General features: G+C 48.6%; 15 protein-coding genes. 7 read left to right on the top strand and 8 right to left on the bottom strand.

What is annotated here, in order from left to right; all coding sequences use genetic code 11:
• Positions 1-23: 23 nt before the first annotated feature.
• Positions 24-986, top strand: coding sequence for a siderophore ABC transporter substrate-binding protein (locus tag ABEQ74_RS05410; protein WP_430120195.1), 963 nt, complete (start codon positions 24-26; stop codon positions 984-986).
• A 185-nt stretch (positions 987-1171) separates the two neighbouring features.
• Positions 1172-2596: an NAD-dependent succinate-semialdehyde dehydrogenase gene (locus ABEQ74_RS05405; protein WP_430120193.1), complete on the top strand. Its 1425-nt coding sequence runs from the start codon at positions 1172-1174 to the stop codon at positions 2594-2596.
• Between the two features lie 158 nt (positions 2597-2754).
• Here ABEQ74_RS05405 and ABEQ74_RS05400 read toward each other — a convergent pair whose 3' ends face one another.
• From ABEQ74_RS05400 to ABEQ74_RS05375, 6 genes are all read right to left on the bottom strand, one after another.
• On the bottom strand, positions 2755-3717 hold the full coding sequence (locus tag ABEQ74_RS05400) for a Gfo/Idh/MocA family protein (RefSeq protein WP_430120191.1): 963 nt from the start codon (positions 3715-3717) through the stop codon (positions 2755-2757).
• A 194-nt stretch (positions 3718-3911) separates the two neighbouring features.
• Positions 3912-4895: a Gfo/Idh/MocA family protein gene (locus tag ABEQ74_RS05395; protein WP_430120189.1), complete on the bottom strand. Its 984-nt coding sequence runs from the start codon at positions 4893-4895 to the stop codon at positions 3912-3914.
• Between the two features lie 15 nt (positions 4896-4910).
• Positions 4911-5933 carry a Gfo/Idh/MocA family protein gene (locus ABEQ74_RS05390; protein ID WP_430120187.1) on the bottom strand — a complete coding sequence of 341 codons (1023 nt, stop codon included), beginning with the start codon at positions 5931-5933 and terminating at the stop codon, positions 4911-4913.
• 43 nt (positions 5934-5976) lie between these two features.
• Positions 5977-6813, bottom strand: coding sequence for a carbohydrate ABC transporter permease (locus ABEQ74_RS05385; RefSeq protein WP_430120185.1), 837 nt, complete (start codon positions 6811-6813; stop codon positions 5977-5979).
• A gap of 16 nt (positions 6814-6829) precedes the next feature.
• Positions 6830-7771 (bottom strand): carbohydrate ABC transporter permease, encoded by a 942-nt coding sequence (locus tag ABEQ74_RS05380; protein ID WP_430120183.1) that lies wholly within the window; start codon positions 7769-7771, stop codon positions 6830-6832.
• A gap of 122 nt (positions 7772-7893) precedes the next feature.
• On the bottom strand, positions 7894-9156 hold the full coding sequence (locus ABEQ74_RS05375; RefSeq protein ID WP_430120181.1) for an ABC transporter substrate-binding protein: 1263 nt from the start codon (positions 9154-9156) through the stop codon (positions 7894-7896).
• A gap of 428 nt (positions 9157-9584) precedes the next feature.
• Here ABEQ74_RS05375 and ABEQ74_RS05370 point away from each other — a divergent pair, with 428 nt between their 5' ends.
• From ABEQ74_RS05370 to ABEQ74_RS05355, 4 genes are all read left to right on the top strand, one after another.
• Entirely contained in the window at positions 9585-10793 is a 1209-nt protein-coding gene (locus ABEQ74_RS05370; protein WP_430120931.1) for an ROK family transcriptional regulator, read from the top strand.
• A gap of 68 nt (positions 10794-10861) precedes the next feature.
• Positions 10862-12352, top strand: a complete 1491-nt coding sequence (gene glpK / locus ABEQ74_RS05365) for a glycerol kinase GlpK (protein WP_430120179.1) — start codon at positions 10862-10864, stop codon at positions 12350-12352.
• Between the two features lie 189 nt (positions 12353-12541).
• Positions 12542-14272: a glycerol-3-phosphate dehydrogenase/oxidase gene (locus ABEQ74_RS05360; protein ID WP_430120177.1), complete on the top strand. Its 1731-nt coding sequence runs from the start codon at positions 12542-12544 to the stop codon at positions 14270-14272.
• Between the two features lie 172 nt (positions 14273-14444).
• Positions 14445-15437 carry an aldose 1-epimerase gene (locus ABEQ74_RS05355; protein ID WP_430120175.1) on the top strand — a complete coding sequence of 331 codons (993 nt, stop codon included), beginning with the start codon at positions 14445-14447 and terminating at the stop codon, positions 15435-15437.
• A gap of 82 nt (positions 15438-15519) precedes the next feature.
• On the opposite strand, the gene ABEQ74_RS05350 is transcribed toward ABEQ74_RS05355, so the two are convergent.
• Positions 15520-16287 carry a TIGR02206 family membrane protein gene (locus ABEQ74_RS05350; RefSeq protein WP_430120929.1) on the bottom strand — a complete coding sequence of 256 codons (768 nt, stop codon included), beginning with the start codon at positions 16285-16287 and terminating at the stop codon, positions 15520-15522.
• Between the two features lie 130 nt (positions 16288-16417).
• On the opposite strand from ABEQ74_RS05350, the gene ABEQ74_RS05345 reads away from it, so the two are divergent.
• Positions 16418-17362 (top strand): hypothetical protein, encoded by a 945-nt coding sequence (locus ABEQ74_RS05345; protein WP_430120173.1) that lies wholly within the window; start codon positions 16418-16420, stop codon positions 17360-17362.
• An 82-nt stretch (positions 17363-17444) separates the two neighbouring features.
• Here the strand turns inward: ABEQ74_RS05345 and ABEQ74_RS05340 are convergent, their stop codons facing one another.
• Complete coding sequence (locus ABEQ74_RS05340; RefSeq protein ID WP_053492561.1) at positions 17445-17789, bottom strand: hypothetical protein; 345 nt, start codon at positions 17787-17789, stop codon at positions 17445-17447.
• Positions 17790-17873: the final 84 nt, after the last annotated feature.

Here is a 17873-nt window from a genome sequence, read left to right as displayed (position 1 = left end):
AAAAAATTAATGAGGTGCAGACAATGAAAAAATGGTTAGCTTTATTTATGGTAGCAATGTTCACGCTAGTACTTGCGGCTTGTGGACAAAATGACAAAGCAGACGGAGCAAGCGGTGGAGATGCTGCTGCTGGGGAAACCGAAAAATTGACCATTGAACATAAACTGGGCAAAACAGAAATTACAAAGAATCCTTCCCGCGTCGTTGTTTTCGATTTCGGTATTCTTGATTCTCTTGATAAGCTGGGCGTTGATGTTCTGGGTGTTCCACAAGCGAATATTCCGGCATACTTGTCCAAATACGAAGACAAGAAGTACGAGAACGTAGGTAGCTTGAAAGAACCGGATTTTGAGAAAATCAACAGCATTAAGCCAGACCTGATCATTATCTCCGGCAGACAGCAGGACGCTTATGACGAGCTGAACAAAATCGCGCCGACAGTTTACCTGGGCGTAGATACCAGCAAATACATGGAATCCTTCAAGTCCAACATGAATACACTGGGTCAAATCTTTGGTAAAGAAGCAGAAGTTGAAAAAGAGCTGGCTACCATTGACGAGAACATTAAAACTTTGAACGAGAAAGCAACAGCTACAGGTAAGAAAGCACTGATCATTCTGGCGAATGAAGGCAAAATTAGCGCCTATGGACCAGGTTCCCGCTTCGGTATTCTGCATGATGTGTTTGGCTTTGAAGCTGTAGACCCTAATATTGAGGTCAGTACACATGGTAAAGACATCTCCAATGAGTATATCGTTGAGATGAACCCGGATTATCTCTTCGTTGTTGACCGCGGTGCTGCTGTTTCCACTGGTGAAGGGGAATCAGGTGCGAAAGCTGTTGTTGAGAATGAGCTTGTAAATACAACGAATGCCGCAAAAGAAGGTCATATCGTCTACCTGAATCCAGATTTCTGGTATCTTTCCGGCGGCGGCTTGACGTCCGTATCGGAAATGGTTACTGAAGTAGACGCAGCCATTAAATAAGCTGATTCATTGATACGAATATTTAAAACACTGGGACTTATGAATATAAGTTCCAGTGTTTTATTATTTTGCATGAGGGTAAGTGATTATCGGATAATAGTAGGAAGTATGCTTTAACATTTTTAGCAGCTCGTATCCAAAGAATAGATGGAGACTAAGTAAGATTGTATAAGGAGGTTGTTACGATGTTTAGGAATCAGAATTATATTGGCGGACAATGGATTGAGACGAATGAACACATGGATGTATACAATCCTGCGGATGGCAAGAAAATCGGCAGTGTTCCGAAATCAGGTAAGGAGGAGGCGAAGCAAGCGGTGGATGCAGCGGCTGAAGCTTTTCCGGCATGGTCTCGCAAAACAGCGAATGAGCGGGGAAATCTGCTTCGCCGCTGGCATCAATTAATAGAAGAGCATACGGAGGAACTTGCCCGGATCATGACCACGGAGCAGGGAAAGCCGCTTCAGGAAGCGGCTGGCGAGATTGCTTATGCGAATAGCTTTGTGGCTTGGTATGCAGAAGAAGGTAAACGCATATATGGAGAAACCATACCCGGATCATCGAACCGTCAGCGTATTATTGTTACCAAGCAGCCTGTTGGTGTAGTGGCAGCCATTACGCCTTGGAATTTTCCTGCTTCGATGATTACAAGGAAGGTTGCCCCTGCCCTGGCGGCCGGCTGTACGGTCGTAATCAAGCCATCCAGTGAAACGCCTTTTACGGCCATCAAGCTGGTAGAGCTTGCAGAGAAGGCTGGTATTCCTGCCGGAGTCATTAATATCGTAACTGGATCTTCAAGTGACATTTCCAGTGTATGGCAAGAGGATCATCGGGTAAGAAAGCTTTCTTTTACGGGGTCAACTCAAGTCGGGAAGCAATTGATGGCAGGTGCTGCAGCTAATGTGAAGAAAATATCGCTTGAGCTTGGCGGCCATGCTCCGTTTATCGTGACCAATGAGGCAGATTTGGATCAAGCAGCGGCGGGCTTAGTCTCTTCGAAGTTCCGCAATGGGGGACAAACCTGCGTTTGTGCGAACCGGATTTACGTACAGGAGGGAGTGGCCGATCAGTTTGCAAGCAAATTTGCCGAGCGCGTTAAGCAATTGAAGGTAGGAAATGGACTCGAGACTGGTGTCGATATCGGTCCTCTGATTAATCAAGATGCCGTAGATAAAGTTGTAAAGCAGATCAAGGATGCTGTAGAGAAGGGCGGTACCATATTGGTAGGAGGTCAAGTTCTGTCTGAGCTAGGGAGTCATTACATCGAACCTACAGTCTTGGTCAACGTAACCGATGATATGGAATGCATGAACGAAGAAACCTTTGGTCCGCTTGCGCCGATCACGACCTTTGCGACGATTGATGAAGCTGTTGAGCGTGCCAACGACAGTCCTTATGGATTAGCAGCCTATGTATTTACCCAGAATCTTGGGGAAGCCGTGCACATTGCTGAAGCGTTGGAATACGGGATTGTAGGTGTGAATGATCCAGTTCCTTCAACAGCGCAAGCACCGTTTGGCGGATTTAAAGAGAGCGGGCTTGGCCGGGAAGGCGGACATTATGGTATGGAGGAGTTCCTGGAGGTCAAATACATTTCGCTTGGGCTCTAAGACCGGATTGGGGCTAAACTTTTCCATGCGAGAACTCGCAAGCAGCAGCAGACTGGATATAAAGCAGCTTGCTGTGTTAAGCGATCGTAAATATATGCAAAATCATAAAGCAAGGGGCATGCTCAAGGTGTTCAAACCACGAGCATGCCCCATTTTCACTATTTCTGCAGGATGACAGGCTGGCCGGATTCTGCCGATTCATTAGCAGCCAGCGTCGCTTCCAGTGTCTTGAAGCCGTCTTCATAAGACGCCAGCACGAGGCTTGGATCGTTGTTACGAATGGCGTCAATCAAGGCATTGGTTAAGTTTTTGTAAAAGTCCGTTTTGCTGCGGTACACGATTTCCTTCTCCTTGTCTACAATGGAGAGCGTGGTCCCGTCCAGCACTAGACGGTAGTCCCGGCCCATGATTTCGATGCCGGTACGGTGATCAAACTGGATGAAGCCTGTTTGCATATGGCCGACGGCTCCGGATTCCAGCACGAACTGAATGGCACCTACATCGGGGATGTCCAAATCAGGGATATCATTCATGAGCAGAAGATTCATATCGGCATATAGTCTGTTTATATCACCACACAGGTAACGAACCAGGTCCATCGTGTGGGTGGATTGTTCAACGAGCTGCCCGCCGGACAATGCTTTTTTGCGCCACCAAGGAGTGGGTACGGGGGTTGTTATGTAGTGGGCACGAACCATGCCGATTTTTTTGTCCTTAAGATAATCCTTGGCAATTGCCACGGTATCCAGATACCGCAAGCAATAACCGGAAGCTGCTATGATTCCGCTTTCAGAGATAATCTTGGCTTTATGCCTAACGGACTCGATGTCCAGACCGAGCGGCTTCTCTACCATTAAGTGAATCCCTTTCGCAGCTGCTTGTTCTTCTAAGTCTCCATGGCAAAAGGGCGGAATGCATATATATAGTACGTCCAGCGGTTCCTGCTCCAGCATCGTACTGCCGTCCGTATAATAAGCTGCGCCATATTGTTCAGCCTGCTGCTTGGCTAATGCCTCATTCGTATCGCATATTGCAGCCAGTCGTACATGTTCGTTCTCATGAAGATTCTTGATGTGGACGGCGCCCATGCCGCCTGCCCCAATCACACCTGCTTTAATCATATGCTGCCTCACTTCCGATCGTTAAGATGTTGGTATTATGTTCCAGTGACTCAATTGCTCACACGTGATTATAGCTCCGGACTCTATATTATTCAACCCTTCATTTTGCGCTCTTACAGCTAGTATCTTCTATGAAAAAGAGCACAGAGAAGCCCCGCGATATATGCGCGTGCTCCTTCTGTGCGATTGTATGATTACAGTTCAGCCATCGCAACGGTCCGATGACTTTCAGAGGACCGGTAGGCAGCCAAAGCGATGGCCAGCGCCCTAAGCCCATCCTCTCCCGTGACCGAAGCTTCGGCTGCGCCAGACGAGATGGAGGATACGAAATCTCTAACCAGACTGGCATCCATGCCATCTCCCCAGGCATGATGGCGGTAGCCTGATTCATCTGTGTAGACATGCAGTTTCTGACTGGTCGCGTCAATGCTCAGCGTTCCCTCCGAACCGATGATCTCAAGGGTGACATCGCCCCAGGTCGGAAACTCCTTGTTCCGCGACCAGCTGCAGTCCAGCGTGGCAAACACCCCGTTGTCGAACTCCATCGTCAGAATGCCGCTGTCGTCGATGGGCGTATCCGAGATCAGATGATCCACTTCGGCGTACACATCCTTAACCTCAGTTCCTGTAATCCAGCGCATGATATCGGCAACATGGACGGTATGATCGATAACAGCACCCCCGCCGGATAGCTTGGGATCAACAAACCAGCCGCCAGGATTGCGGCCGCGATTCGTACCCTTCATAGCCAGTATGCGGCCTAACTTGCCCTCATCAATCATCTGTTTGGCACGTACGACTGTCGTATTGTAACGTACCGGGAACGCAGTTTGCAGCAGGACACCATTTGCTTTGCAGGCGTCAATCATTGTCTGGGCGTCCTGTATGTTGGTGGAGAGCGGTTTTTCACAGAGAACGTGAACCCCGGCCTTCGCAGCAGCGAGGACATGCTCTTTGTGATGAACATTCTCGGAAGTAACAATGACGCCATCTAGGCCTTGTGTTAACAATTCGCGATAATCCTGATAATAGACGGTACCGAAATGCTCGGCATATTTCCGGCCGCGCTCCTCTACAGGATCTGCAATGCCGACAAGCTCTACGCCTTCGATCTCCAGCAGAGCTTTCGTGTAACTAAACGCATGCATATGCGCAAAGCTGATCACTCCGATTTTCATAGTTATGTCTCCTTTTTAGGTTGAGGTAATGACAGGTGTAGTGTTATCGATCAATACAGGCTCTCCTGAGTCCATAGAGGCTAAAGCAGCAAGCGAGATTCGAAGCGCTTCATAGGCATCTTCAGCAGATACGATCGGCTCACTGCCGTCTCGAATGCACGATATGAAGTGTTCCAGCTCCCGGTAATAGGGGCTCCGTGCCAGCGGGCTTTCCGGGACAGCCACGCCAGGAATTGTAGCGGCATTGCTTCTTGTTTTAAACAGGAGCGGGCTATCCTTGGCACTGTCATAATCAATGATGCCCTTGGTGCCTGCCATCTCCAAATTCATGGAGAAACCCTCGTGTGCCCATGTCCCTTCCACATGAGCTATGACGCCAGAGCGGAAACGAAGGGTAACCAGTGCATAATCCAGCTGGGCCTGATGGCGGCCGTGTAATCCTTTTGCATAAACACGTTCCACTTCACCGAAGCACCAGCGGAGGTAATCGAAATCATGGATCATGGCATCCAGCGTGATACCGCCGCTTGCTCCAAAGTCACTGTACCAATGATTCCAGCCAATGGGATAACCGCCGCCTCGACCAGCTCGAATCACCGCCGGTTTACCGATGCCGCCTTGATCAAGAATGGATTTGGCTTTAACGTATTCAGGGAAAAAGCGAAGCACATGCCCGACAAACAAGCGAACTCCCTTCCCCTGACAGTAATCAATCATGAAGCGTGCGTCTTCTTCGCTCCGTGCCAGCGGCTTTTCACATATGACGTGCTTGCCGATATCCGCGGCTTTGACAACATAGTTTTTGTGAAGCGGGGTTGGCAGGCAGACGTCAATGACATTGATTCGTTCTGTGCCCAGATCGCTTACTGCATCCTCGAAAGAGGAATAAGCGCGAGTACCGCACTTCTCTGCAAGCTGCTGTGCTTTCTCCATTCGGATATCGGCAATGCCGATAAGCTCAACACCCGGCATTGAAGCGTAGGCGGAAGCATGGGCTCTTCCCATGGTGCCGGCTCCAATCACTAACACTTGTAACATGTCTGTACACTCCTTTTATCTCTTGTATCACTATTTTTGATGCTTAGGCCTTTATTCCGTTCATGGCAATTCCTTCAATGAAATAACGCTGAAGGAAGATGAAGAGAATGATGATTGGCAATGTGGCCATAAGTGCACCTGCCATCAGCAGGGGGTAATCTGTGGAATGCTGTCCCTGGAAGCTTGAGATGCCGATCGAGAGCACGCGCATCTCCTCGGAGCTGGTCATGATGAGCGGCCACAGGAGATCGTTCCACGAAGCCAGGATGGTGAAGATCGCCAGGGAGACGAGCGCAGCCTTAGATAGTGGTAAGTAAATATTCCAGTAAATCCGGAAGTAACTGCAGCCATCGATTTTGGCAGCTTCCTCCAAATCCTTGGGAAGTGTCATAAAGAACTGTCTTAACAAGAATGTACCGAAGGCACTGAAAATGCCAGGTATGATAAGCACATAGAACGTATCCAGCCAATTGAATTCGCGCATGATCACAAAGCTGGGTATCATCACCACTTGTGATGGCACCATTAATACGGCCAGCAGAGCGAGAAAAATTGTGTTTTTGAAAGGGAATCTCAAGCAGGCAAATGAATAGGCTGCTAGTGAGCACAGGATGAGCTGGCCCGCCGTGCGTCCGAGTGTAACCAGCGTGGTGTTCAAGTAATAGGTTCCGAAGTCAATCGTTTGGATGACCCGAAGATAATTGTCCGGATGCCAATCGACAGGGAGCCACTTCGGTGGCACGGACATGGAATCTGCAAAAGATTTAAAAGAAGTGGATATCATCCACAGAAACGGCATGATCATGAGCAGAGCACCAACAGCTAACAGGATGTGAACTGTCAGACGACCTGCTCTTCCTGAATGGGGTGAAGTATTCACGTCTTGACACCTCCTGTTATTGGTAGTGGACCCAGCGCTTCTGAATATACATCTGGACCATGGTGATAATCAGAATAACGATGAACAGAATGAAGGCTTGTGCTGAAGCATAGCCCATGTTGAAATACTTGAATCCGTCTTCCCAGATGCTGTACACCACGGTCCGGGTGGATTCCAGCATGGTGGTTTGCTGATCCATCATGATGAAGATTAGGTCAAATACCTGAAACGAATTAATAAAGGACATGACCAAGACAAAGAACAGGCTAGGCGTAAGCAGCGGCAGTGTAATTCGGAAGAACTTATACATTTTTCCTGCACCATCAAGCGAAGCTGCTTCATAATAGCTGCCCGAGATGCCTTGCAGCCCGGATAACAGAATGACAGCATTATATCCGATGGTGCTCCAGACGCTGACAAGAACGATCGACAGTAATGCGAATCGCTCATCAAACAGCCAGTTTGGCTGCGGCAGATTCATGACACCCAGTATATGATTAATTAATCCGAATTCGGAATTATACAGCCATTTCCAAACCATACCGACAGCGATCGGCATAGTGATCACAGGTATAAAGTAGAAGGTACGGTAGAAGACCATGCCTTTGATCTTCTGGTTAAGAAGCACGGCCAGTAATGTAGCAATAGACACGGATAACGGCACGGTGCCGATCGTATACAGCATTGTATTCAGCATGGAACCGGTGAATTTCGCATCCTTCATTAGGTTCGCGAAGTTATCGAAACCGATGAATTGGGGAGAGCTTAGGCCGTCCCATGAAGTAAATGACAGAAACAGGGATGCCGCGGATGGTGCCATATAGAACAGGCCAAGGCCCAGAACAACAGGCAAAATGAAGATGAAGCCCCATACCGCTTCTTGTACAGCAAGTTTTCCGACCTTTCGCTTGGTTTTCGCTTTAGGAGGATCTGCATTCACAGTGATGTACGAGCTCACAGGCTACACCGTCCTTTGGGTAGGATTGAAGTCAGCTCTGGGTCATTTAAAGGTAAATAATTTATCTGACCACAGCGCTGACTCAACGTTCATGATTGTTTACACTAATGATCGGCTAAGTGTCATTTGGTTTCTGTTGCAAGAATGGCGTTCATCTGTTCGCCAGCATTTTTGAGTGCCTCTTCAAACGTTTTCTTGCCAAGGAATGCCGCCTGGATTTCCTTCACTTCTGCATCCTGCCACTCCGCGGTTTTTTGGGATACAGGATAAGGTACGGCAAACTCCAGGCTGTCCACAAACACCTGCAGGTCAAGGGATGGAATGGAGTCCAGCCAGCCGCTCTCCGTTCCTTTGTACGCAGGCATCGAGAATCCTGATTCAGCAAGCAGCTCCTGTCCTTCCTTACCGGAAAGGATCTGGATCAAATCCCAGGATTCCTGCTCAACCTTTGTCTTGCCGTTGATAGCCCAGCTGAGTCCATGCACAATGGATGCTTTTTTCTTGCCAGCTGGCAGCTCGGCAACAGCGAGTTTATCGCCGAGGAGCTCAAACAATTCGGGGGAATTCACCGAAATTCCCGGTAACATGGCTGCCTTGCCGGAGCCGAACAACTGTCGGGGTTTAGTCTCCAGCTGCTGCTGGGCACTTGGGGAGTAGCCTTTTTCCATCAAGCTCTGCTCCCACTTAAAGGCTGATAAAGCTTCGGGTGTATCGAATCCGGATGATTTTTTGTCATCGGAAATTACATATCCGCCTGCTTGGGCAATGAAGTTGTAATAACCGATTTGGCTGTCGATGGGTGCTATGAAGCCATATATGCCGCTGGACTTATCCGTCAGCTTGGCTGCGTTCTCCTCTACGGTTTCCCAGGTCCAGGTGTCGTCAGGATAAGAAACTCCTGCTTTGTCAAATAGTTCTTTGTTATAAAAGAGCGCAATGGAATCCTGGAAGTATGGGAGCCCATGAAGCTTTCCCTGATAGGTATACATATCGACGAGGGCATCGTTGTAAACCGAGGTGTCCAGCCCGCTTTGTTCGATAAGAGGAGACAGATCCTTGATCAGACCCGATGAAGCATAGGAATGAAAGTTAGGCCCGTTCATCCAATACACATCAGGACCACTATTGCCCGCTAGGCTGGTCTTTAGCTTAGTCCAATAATCGGCCCAAGGGGTATAAGTGACTTTCACTTGAACATCGGGGTGCTTCTCATTGAAAATTTTGATGGATTTGTCCAGCGTATCCCGCACATTTTCGTCCCAGAGAGCAACGTTAATGACCTTCTTGCCCTGATTTCCTCCAGAGGCATCGCCTCCTCCGCAAGCAGACAGTAACAAACTGAACATGAAGAGAACCGAAATGAGGACAGACATTCTTCTTTTCATCAAATTTCCTCCTTGAATTCATATGATTGTTGAGCATGCGATGGTGATGATTAGGCAAGTGCGTAGTTATGCCTCTTGTGGCGAGATGCCCTCTTTGTGTATGTTTTTGCAGTTTAGTTTCTCCAACAACCAAAATAAGTTCGGGACAGAAGTGTCCCTGTTAACAAAGGATCTTGGTCTCTGTTGGGAAAGATTATATAATCACCTCGCATATTTTACAAGATAGCGTTTACATTTTTGTTTAAATGATTTTTTTCACAATAAAATGCGTAGTCTTTCAGCTTGGGTATGGTATATTATTTTTGTTACTGGAATAAGTTTATATCCCATCTTTAAAAATGTTATAGTGTAGCTAACCTTATTTGACCGATACCGATAGTAGCAATAAAGAGAAGAATTCATAGAAAGGTTGAGCTTGCTTGAACAATATGAAAAAAGGCGACTATAAGCTGATCCAGGCACTAAATCGCTCCAAGATCCTGAACAAGATTCGAACGGAGGGACCAATATCCAGGATCGATTTGGCCAAAAAAAACAGTCTGAGTCCTTCAACGGTTGCTTCAGCGGTTCAAGAGCTTATCCGTGAAGGCTATGTCTCCGAGATGGGAACGGGTTCCTCCAGCGGGGGAAGAAAGCCCATTCTGCTTAGATTCAATCCGGATAACCATTATTTATTTGCCATTGCGATAACAAATTCCATGATGACCCTGGCTCGGATGAATCTGGAGGCCAAGGTTCTGAAGCGGGAAACACACAGGATAGCCGGGTTACAGGGAGAAGCGGTGATCGAACGTCTGCTGAATCTGATGGATGATTTCATGGCTGGGCAAGAAACAGAAGGAGCGGATCGCTGTGTCGGGATTTCCATTACGGTACCTGGCATTGTCAACAGCAGCGAGGGTATTGTGCACTATAATACGAAACTACGCATGGTTAATGTTTCATTAAAACGGATATTTGAGGAACGCTACGGGATACAAACCTGGGTAGAGAACGATATGAATTCGATTGTGCTGGCTGAGCGGCGTTTTGGAGAATATGCCTACCCGAATCTGATCTATATTTCAATTGGAGATGGGCTTGGTTCCGGCATTTTAATTCATGATCACCTGTTGCATGGCATGCATGGCGGCGCTGGCGAATTCGGACACACGAGCGTGGACCGCAGCGGTCTTCGGTGCGAGTGCGGCAATGTAGGCTGCCTGGATAGTTACATCAGCTGGTTAGCTATTTATTCCCGGATTATTACAGCGATAGCAACGGGGCGGCCTACGCTGATCCAAGAATTGAGCGGAGGAGATTACAATAAGATCGTACCGTCCGTGTATAAAGAGGCGCTGCACAGAGGAGACAAGCTGGCAAACGATTTGAATGAAGAAGTGGCAGAGCATTTGGGAGCAGCGATCGTTAATCTAATCAACATGTTTAATCCAGAAGCCTTGATTCTGGGCGGGGACATGGCTCTTGGCAATCCGGAATTACTGAATATGATCCGTGCCTATATCGATCGGCACGCAATGCCGATTCTCAAGGACGACTTGGTATTTGGCTTGGCGTCTCTTGGAGAAGAAGATAAACTCATCGGCGCAGCCTCGATATTGCTGCAAGACCTGTTTGGCTTCTCCTTGACAGAATAATGGATTTGACAACGTTTCCATCTGCATATTATCTTTGTTTCAGTGCTTAAGCGGAAGGGGAGAGATGATTGGAGAAGTACATTCTGGCGCTTGATCAAGGAACGACGAGCTCGCGTGCAATCCTGTTTAACAGGGAAGGAGATATCGTGCACTCCGCTCAAAGGGAATTTCCGCAATATTTCCCGCAGCCGGGCTGGGTGGAGCAGAATGCGAATGAAATATGGGGTTCGATTCTTGCGGTCATCGCGACATGTTTATCTGAAGCGGGCGTAAAGGCGGACCAGATTGCCGGGATCGGGATTACGAATCAGCGTGAGACAACAGTAATCTGGGATCGCGAGAGCGGGGACCCGATATATCATGCTATTGTGTGGCAATCCCGGCAGACGGCCGGCATATGTGAAGAGCTGATCGCGGCAGGGCATGATGAGAAGATCAGACAGAAGACGGGACTGTTGATCGACCCTTATTTCTCGGGGACGAAGATTAAATGGATCCTGGACCATGTGGATGGTGCCCGTGAACGGGCCGAGCGTGGAGAGATTATATTTGGGACCATCGATACCTGGCTAATCTGGAAGCTGTCGGGGGGCCAGGTGCATGTTACCGATTACTCTAATGCGTCGCGTACCATGCTGTATAACATTCACGATTTGGCATGGGATGATGAGCTGCTGCAGCTGCTGGATATCCCCAAGATCATGCTGCCTGAAGTAAGGCCATCCTCTGAAATTTATTCCAATACAGCTTCATATCATTTCTTTGGCCGTGAGGTTCCGATTGCCGGAGCTGCCGGCGATCAGCAGGCGGCTTTGTTTGGCCAGACCTGCTTCTCGGAAGGCATGGTGAAGACGACCTACGGAACTGGCAGCTTCATGTTGATGAATACGGGCGAGCAGCCCGTTAAATCGGAGCATGGGCTTATCACCACAATTGCTTGGGGACTGGGTGGAAGCGTGCAATACGCCCTGGAGGGCAGCGTGTTTGTCGCTGGCTCAGCCATACAGTGGCTGCGTGATGGTCTGCGGATGTTTCGTGAGGCGAAAGACAGCGAGCCCTATGCGCGGCGGGTCACATCTGCCGATGGTGTCTATGTGGTTCCCGCTTTTGTCGGGCTTGGCAGTCCCTATTGGAACAGCGATGTAAGGGGTGCAGTATTCGGGCTGACAAGAGGCACCACGAAGGAGCATTTTATTCGGGCGACGCTGGAATCACTCGCCTATCAGACCCGAGATGTCCTGTCGGTAATGGAGGAGGATTCGGGTTATCCTATCACCTCCCTGCGCGTAGATGGGGGAGCCGTCTCCAATTCATTCCTTTTGGAATTCCAAAGCGATATTCTGAATGTTCCTGTTGAACGACCGGACATCACTGAGACAACGGCTCTTGGCGCTGCTTACTTGGCAGGGCTGGCTGTCGGCTTCTGGAAGGATCAAGATGAGATATGCAGTAAGTGGAGCGCCCAGCAAATCTTCAACCCGACTATGGAGGAAGAGGTAAGGGAGCAATTATACAGCGGATGGAAAAAGGCCGTTTATGCAGCTATGGCTTTTCAATAGCACTTTCTATGTTATAATAAAACATAAGTGAATATATGTCTGGAGACTTGGAGAGACCACTAGGCGCGAAAATTGACTTCATGAAATGAGGTTTGATACTGCGTGCTTTGTGGTCTCTTTTTGCTGTCTTTTTTCATTCAAGAGTAACGATAGGCTATACAGGGTAAAGCATACTGGGAGGGATTTGTTGTGAAGCAGGTACAGTCATTTTCTAGCAAGGATCGCAAGGCTCGGTTTCAGGGGATCGCCAAGAACCACTACGAGCTGATCATCATTGGCGGGGGGATCACCGGAGCGGGAATTGCGCTGGATGCAGTAACACGCGGAATGTCGGTGTTATTAGTGGAGATGCAGGATTTTGCCGCAGGTACGAGCAGCCGCTCGACCAAGCTGGTGCATGGAGGACTGCGATATCTGAAGCAGTTCGAAGTTGGCATGGTAGCTGAAGTTGGCAAGGAGCGGGCGGTTGTATATGAGAATGGGCCGCATGTGACCACGCCTGAGTGGATGCTGCTGCCGATCCATCGGGGAGGCACTTTCGGAAAATTCAGTACGTCCATCGGTCTTCGGGTATATGATTTTCTGGCAGGTGTGAAGCGGGGAGAACGGCGCTCCATGTTATCTGCTTCCGAGACGCTGAAGCGGGAGCCGCTTCTGAAGCAGGATGGGTTGAAGGGCGGCGGCTATTATGTTGAATATCGCACAGATGATGCCAGACTGACGCTGGAAGTTATGAAGGAAGCAGCGGCGCGGGGAGCCGTGTTGTTCAACTATGCCAAGGCGGAATCTCTGAACTATGATGCGAATGGACGGGTTACGGGGATTACGGTTAGAGATATGCTGGATGGAGCGGTCAAGAACGTATCCGGAACCAAAATCGTTAATGCTGCCGGTCCTTGGGTAGATCAGGTTCGTGAAATGGATAAGTCCAAGAAGGGGAAAATGCTTCAGTTGACCAAAGGAGTCCACCTGGTCATTGACCAATCCAAATTTCCGCTCCGTCAAGCGGTGTACTTCGACACTCCAGATGGCCGGATGGTCTTCGCTATTCCACGCGACGGGAAAGCCTATGTAGGTACGACTGATACGGTATACAAGGCTGATCCGGCTCGTCCCATTATCACGGTTGAAGATCGGGACTATATATTGAAGGCTATTCACTATATGTTTCCCGGCGTAAAAATCACTGCAGCTGATGTTGAATCCGGCTGGGCTGGCGTTCGTCCGCTCATTCTGGAGGAGGGCAAGAACCCATCCGAAATATCACGTAAAGATGAAATCTGGGAGTCTCCATCCGGTCTGATCACCATAGCCGGTGGAAAGCTGACTGGTTATCGCAAGATGGCTGATACGGTTGTCGACCTGGTTGCCAAACGAATTCAGGAGGGCGGCGGAAAAGCATATGGCCCGAGTGTAACGAAAACCCTTCCCATCTCTGGCGGTCATGTGGGAGGTTCCAGCCAATTTCCTGACTTTGTTCGCCAGCAAACAGAGGCCGGGGCAGCGCAGGGAGTTGATCGTAAACTCGCTGAGCAGTGGGCCCAAATGTATGGTTCCAATGTATCGGTTTTGTTCCGTATGGCGAAGGAAGGCTCCAATCAAGCGGAAGCTTCTGCTCTTCCTATAGCGGTCCTGGTTCCCTTGATGTATGCGATTGAGCAAGAGATGGCTTCGAAACCGGTGGATTTCTTTATCCGCCGTACAGGTTCACTGCTGTTTGACATCGAATGGACGAGAAAGTGGAAGCAGCCTGTGATTGATTATATGGCTGCCGAATTGAGCTGGAGCGACGCGCAGAAGGCCGAGTACACAAAAGAGCTGGATGAGGAGTTAGCTTCCGCAACACACCCGGCAGCGCATGAACCTCCATCAGCGCCTTCCGTCTCGAAATCGTACTCCAATAAGAAATTATCATCGTAGGGTATCTGTAGCTAGTAAGACAGCAAGGGCTTTAGAGGTGCCATCCATCCCCGAATTGTGCGCACGATGCATGGTGCGGGGCGTGCTTGGATGGTTGTCGACCATATTATAGAAGTAAGGGCAGTGGTATGATAATCTATATACGTTCACACTTGAGAGGAGAGATGACCCGATGAACCATAAAGCGTATGAAGGATCATATCATGGAGAGAAAGCAGTTTGGCTCCAGCACGGCTCTTATGAAGCTGCAATCTTACCTGAAATCGGTGGAAATCTTATTGCCTTCAGAGATAATGACCATGGTTACCGGTTCCTGCGTGAACCTGAAGCAGACGAGATGGAATCCTTTAAATCCAATCCTGGCGTTCACGGTATGCCTGTCCTGTTCCCGCCGAATCGATATGAGGGTGGCAAATTTCCATGGAATGGACAAGTGTATCAATTTCCGATAAACGAAGAGGAGACAGGCAATCACCTCCATGGCTTTTTACATACCATCCCATGGAAGGTTGAGGGCTTTGGCAGCAGCGAAAGTGAAAGCTATGTCGAAGTCTCCGTGACGATTGATGAGCATCATCCGGTGTACGCCATGCTTCCGCACCGGTTTACATTTCGGCTTCGTTATACGCTGAACCAGGATGGGTTGGCCCAGCATGTACTGATCCGGAACCAGGGAACCAGCAGCATGCCGTGCTTGCTTGCTTTTCATACAGCGGTCAATGCTCCGTTTGCTCCTGATAGTACGGCGGATGATTGTATCGTCAGAATCACCCTAGGCGATCGTTGGGAAATGAGTGACCGGATGCTGCCTACTGGAAAGTTCCAGCCTCTGACGCCGGAGGAGGAGCAACTTCGTACTAGCGGAGTGAACCCGTTCTTTGATTCCTTGGACAATCATTACACAGCTGTTCCCCAAAATGGCCGGAATCGAATGGAATTAACGGATACCAAGCTTGGCAAAACATTCGTGTACGATGTCGGCAATTCATATAAAGAGTGGATGGTGTGGAATAGCGGAGCATCCCGTAAATTCTTCTGTCCCGAGCCGCAAATTAATGTAGTTAATGCGCCGAATATGGATCTGCCGGCTGAGGAAATCGGCCTGTTCGGTTTGGGGCCGGGCGAAATTTGGGAAGCATGTTCTCGGCTGTATCTTAAGAACTAGGTTATTTTCCAACAAATAAAGCGTATGGATTGGAAACGCCTGTAACCAGGGTGTCAGCACTCCATACGCTTTATCTTCTTTATTAGCCTCCGTGAGATAAGGAAGTGGGCTCCTTTTTGTGAGGAGAACGGCGTTTCACTCGATCTGGTATAGCAAAAAACACGAGATACAGGAGCGTAAACAGCCCAAGTGCGATGAGTTCTTCAACGAATATGTATACAGGATGAGGTCCTAATAGATCCAGTAGCGAAGCATTCTCCGGCTTGCGCATCAGAAACATATAATTAGATCCGACAGCAATGTTGATCAGACCGACAACCAAGGCAGATACATTCAGGAAAACCATTGTCCAGGCGATGGAAACCCATCTTGGTCGGTAACTCCGTATCCATGTCATATAGAGGGCTGTTAAGATGATGGCGATATGGACGATAAAGAAATGAAAAAAACGAAAATGGGGGAATGGGTACCCCAGGTCAGGTGTAAGTATAGCCTGCATTGCTCCGCCGATGCCAGCGAAATAAACGAGCGGATATAATCGGCGTTCATCCGTAAGCAGGATGGCTATGGAGAGAAACAGGGTGAGACTGCACAATTCGAGCGGAAGCGAAGTGGCTGGGTCCCATATGCCCATGGATACATACCATATGTGTAGGGAGACTTCAGGCAGCAAAAGCGCAGATAGCAGACTCCATTTCACGGCTTTTTGCAGGGAAGGCTTGGAGGCAATGGTAGACCTGAACAAGTACAACAGCAGGCCAAGCGAGATAAGTATGATAATGGCTGCCCAATGTTCACGGGAGAAAGCGGCAAAAGCCTCAGGATACCACGGATCAAAATAGGAACCGATGCGTAATCATCCTCTCTGTAGTTCATTCTCTTAGAACTGATATTACCATAAGGCCGGGCATGGAAGAAATAGGTGCCCTGGGGTACCACGAATCATCAAGAATGAAAGACGGAAGAAAGGAAACAACATAATGAATACACTCCATGGAAAGAAGCGATATGTGTGCATCCTTCTAAGCATAGCGCTGGTCCTCGGTTTAAGCGGATTCACTTATCCAGGGGAGGCCGAAGCAGCTAGCTCAAAATACAAGAAGTTTTTTGATTTCAGCACAAAAGGAGCCCCTATCCCTGGCTACTCAGAGAACAAGGAATGGATTCCGCAAGGACTGGCCCTCGTTCCCGGCAAGAATTGGATTATTATTTCACATTATTGGGGCAATAAGAACAGCAATCAAGCCAGCAGTATCTCCATTACCAGCAGCAAAACCAACAAGCGTATCAAGACGCTTTATTTATATGAGAGCGAAAGCACGAAGCATACCGGACATGTCGGAGGGCTTGCGGTCAGCAAAAGCCATTTATGGGTCGCTTCGGGTAAAAATGTATACAAAATACCGCTGAGTACGATTAACAGCCAGAAGGATTACAGTAACATTGTGATGTCTAAGTATGTTCTTGGCCACAAAGCGTCCTACGCGACTTATTCCGATGGCGTTCTATGGATAGGTGAATACAAGGATGGACAGGATCATGGTGGCAAACTATGTTCTCCGGGACTTAAGGGCAAGCTGCGGGGCTATAAACTGACATCCAATGACGACATGCTGCCAAATCAGGAGGCTGCTTATACATGGAGCACTCCTGATCGTGTACAAGGGGCAGTGGTGACCAAATCACGCGTCGTGTACAGCCAATCCTGCGGCCGTAACAATGCAAGCAAGCTGCTTATCTATACGACGGGAGCATCTGGTAAGGCGGTGACTGCACCACTGACAATGCCGCCTATGTCAGAGGGTATCGCTATGCATGGTGATGATCTGTACGTTCTGTTCGAGTCCGGTGCCCGGAAATACCGGAATGGAGCAATGCCACTTAAACATCTCTATATCATGAATACCAACAAACTGAAGCTGTAGCCCTGTAAAACGCAAAGATCCCATCTGTCGGTTAACCGTCAGACGGGATCTTGCTTATCGCGTTATGTCTGAAACTCACAGCTTAAACAGGCTGCTTCACTTCAGCGACATGGCGCTTGAGCGACTCCTGTCTCCATCTTGGAATTCGAAGATGTTTAGCAGAAGGCGCTCTCTCTCCGAAGTAAACGATACCTTGTTCTACCTCTGTAATCTTGTCAGCATTGACATAGCAATTGCCGCCGACATAATAGAACTGTTTACCGGAGAGCAGGGATGTGATTTTTTCGGCAGTCATTCTCTTTTTAATATTATAGTTCCTGCCATGGAAGCTGACCAAACCGTGCGACCCGGTTTTAAAGAACAGAATGTCTGTCTCCACCACGAAGTCCTCATACATGTTGCGGGATTCCGATACGTGCTTCATCATTCTGATTCCCCCTTTTTTAAGATCAACTAATTGGTAACGCTTACATTCTAACATGTTTTGCCTGGGGTTAAAAGCACTTTTTAT

The sequence above is a fragment of the Paenibacillus solani genome (assembly GCF_050475945.1).
Classification (GTDB): Bacteria; Bacillota; Bacilli; order Paenibacillales; family Paenibacillaceae; genus Paenibacillus_AQ; species Paenibacillus_AQ solani_A.
The sequence above is the reverse complement of the archived record's forward strand: the minus strand, read 5'-3'. Positions and strand labels throughout refer to the sequence as shown.

What these genes read in the sequence shown, in the direction of transcription:
- ABEQ74_RS05345 (WP_430120173.1), top strand. Translation starts at nt 16,418, where the DNA reads ATGAATACACTCCATGGAAAGAAGCGATATGTGTGCATCCTTCTAAGC.
- ABEQ74_RS05375 (WP_430120181.1), bottom strand. Translation starts at nt 9,156, where the DNA reads ATGAAAAGAAGAATGTCTGTCCTCATTTCGGTTCTCTTCATGTTCAGT.
- ABEQ74_RS05370 (WP_430120931.1), top strand. Translation starts at nt 9,585, where the DNA reads ATGAAAAAAGGCGACTATAAGCTGATCCAGGCACTAAATCGCTCCAAG.
- ABEQ74_RS05405 (WP_430120193.1), top strand. Translation starts at nt 1,172, where the DNA reads ATGTTTAGGAATCAGAATTATATTGGCGGACAATGGATTGAGACGAAT.
- ABEQ74_RS05410 (WP_430120195.1), top strand. Translation starts at nt 24, where the DNA reads ATGAAAAAATGGTTAGCTTTATTTATGGTAGCAATGTTCACGCTAGTA.
- ABEQ74_RS05390 (WP_430120187.1), bottom strand. Translation starts at nt 5,933, where the DNA reads ATGTTACAAGTGTTAGTGATTGGAGCCGGCACCATGGGAAGAGCCCAT.
- ABEQ74_RS05340 (WP_053492561.1), bottom strand. Translation starts at nt 17,789, where the DNA reads ATGATGAAGCACGTATCGGAATCCCGCAACATGTATGAGGACTTCGTG.
- ABEQ74_RS05395 (WP_430120189.1), bottom strand. Translation starts at nt 4,895, where the DNA reads ATGAAAATCGGAGTGATCAGCTTTGCGCATATGCATGCGTTTAGTTAC.
- ABEQ74_RS05400 (WP_430120191.1), bottom strand. Translation starts at nt 3,717, where the DNA reads ATGATTAAAGCAGGTGTGATTGGGGCAGGCGGCATGGGCGCCGTCCAC.
- ABEQ74_RS05355 (WP_430120175.1), top strand. Translation starts at nt 14,445, where the DNA reads ATGAACCATAAAGCGTATGAAGGATCATATCATGGAGAGAAAGCAGTT.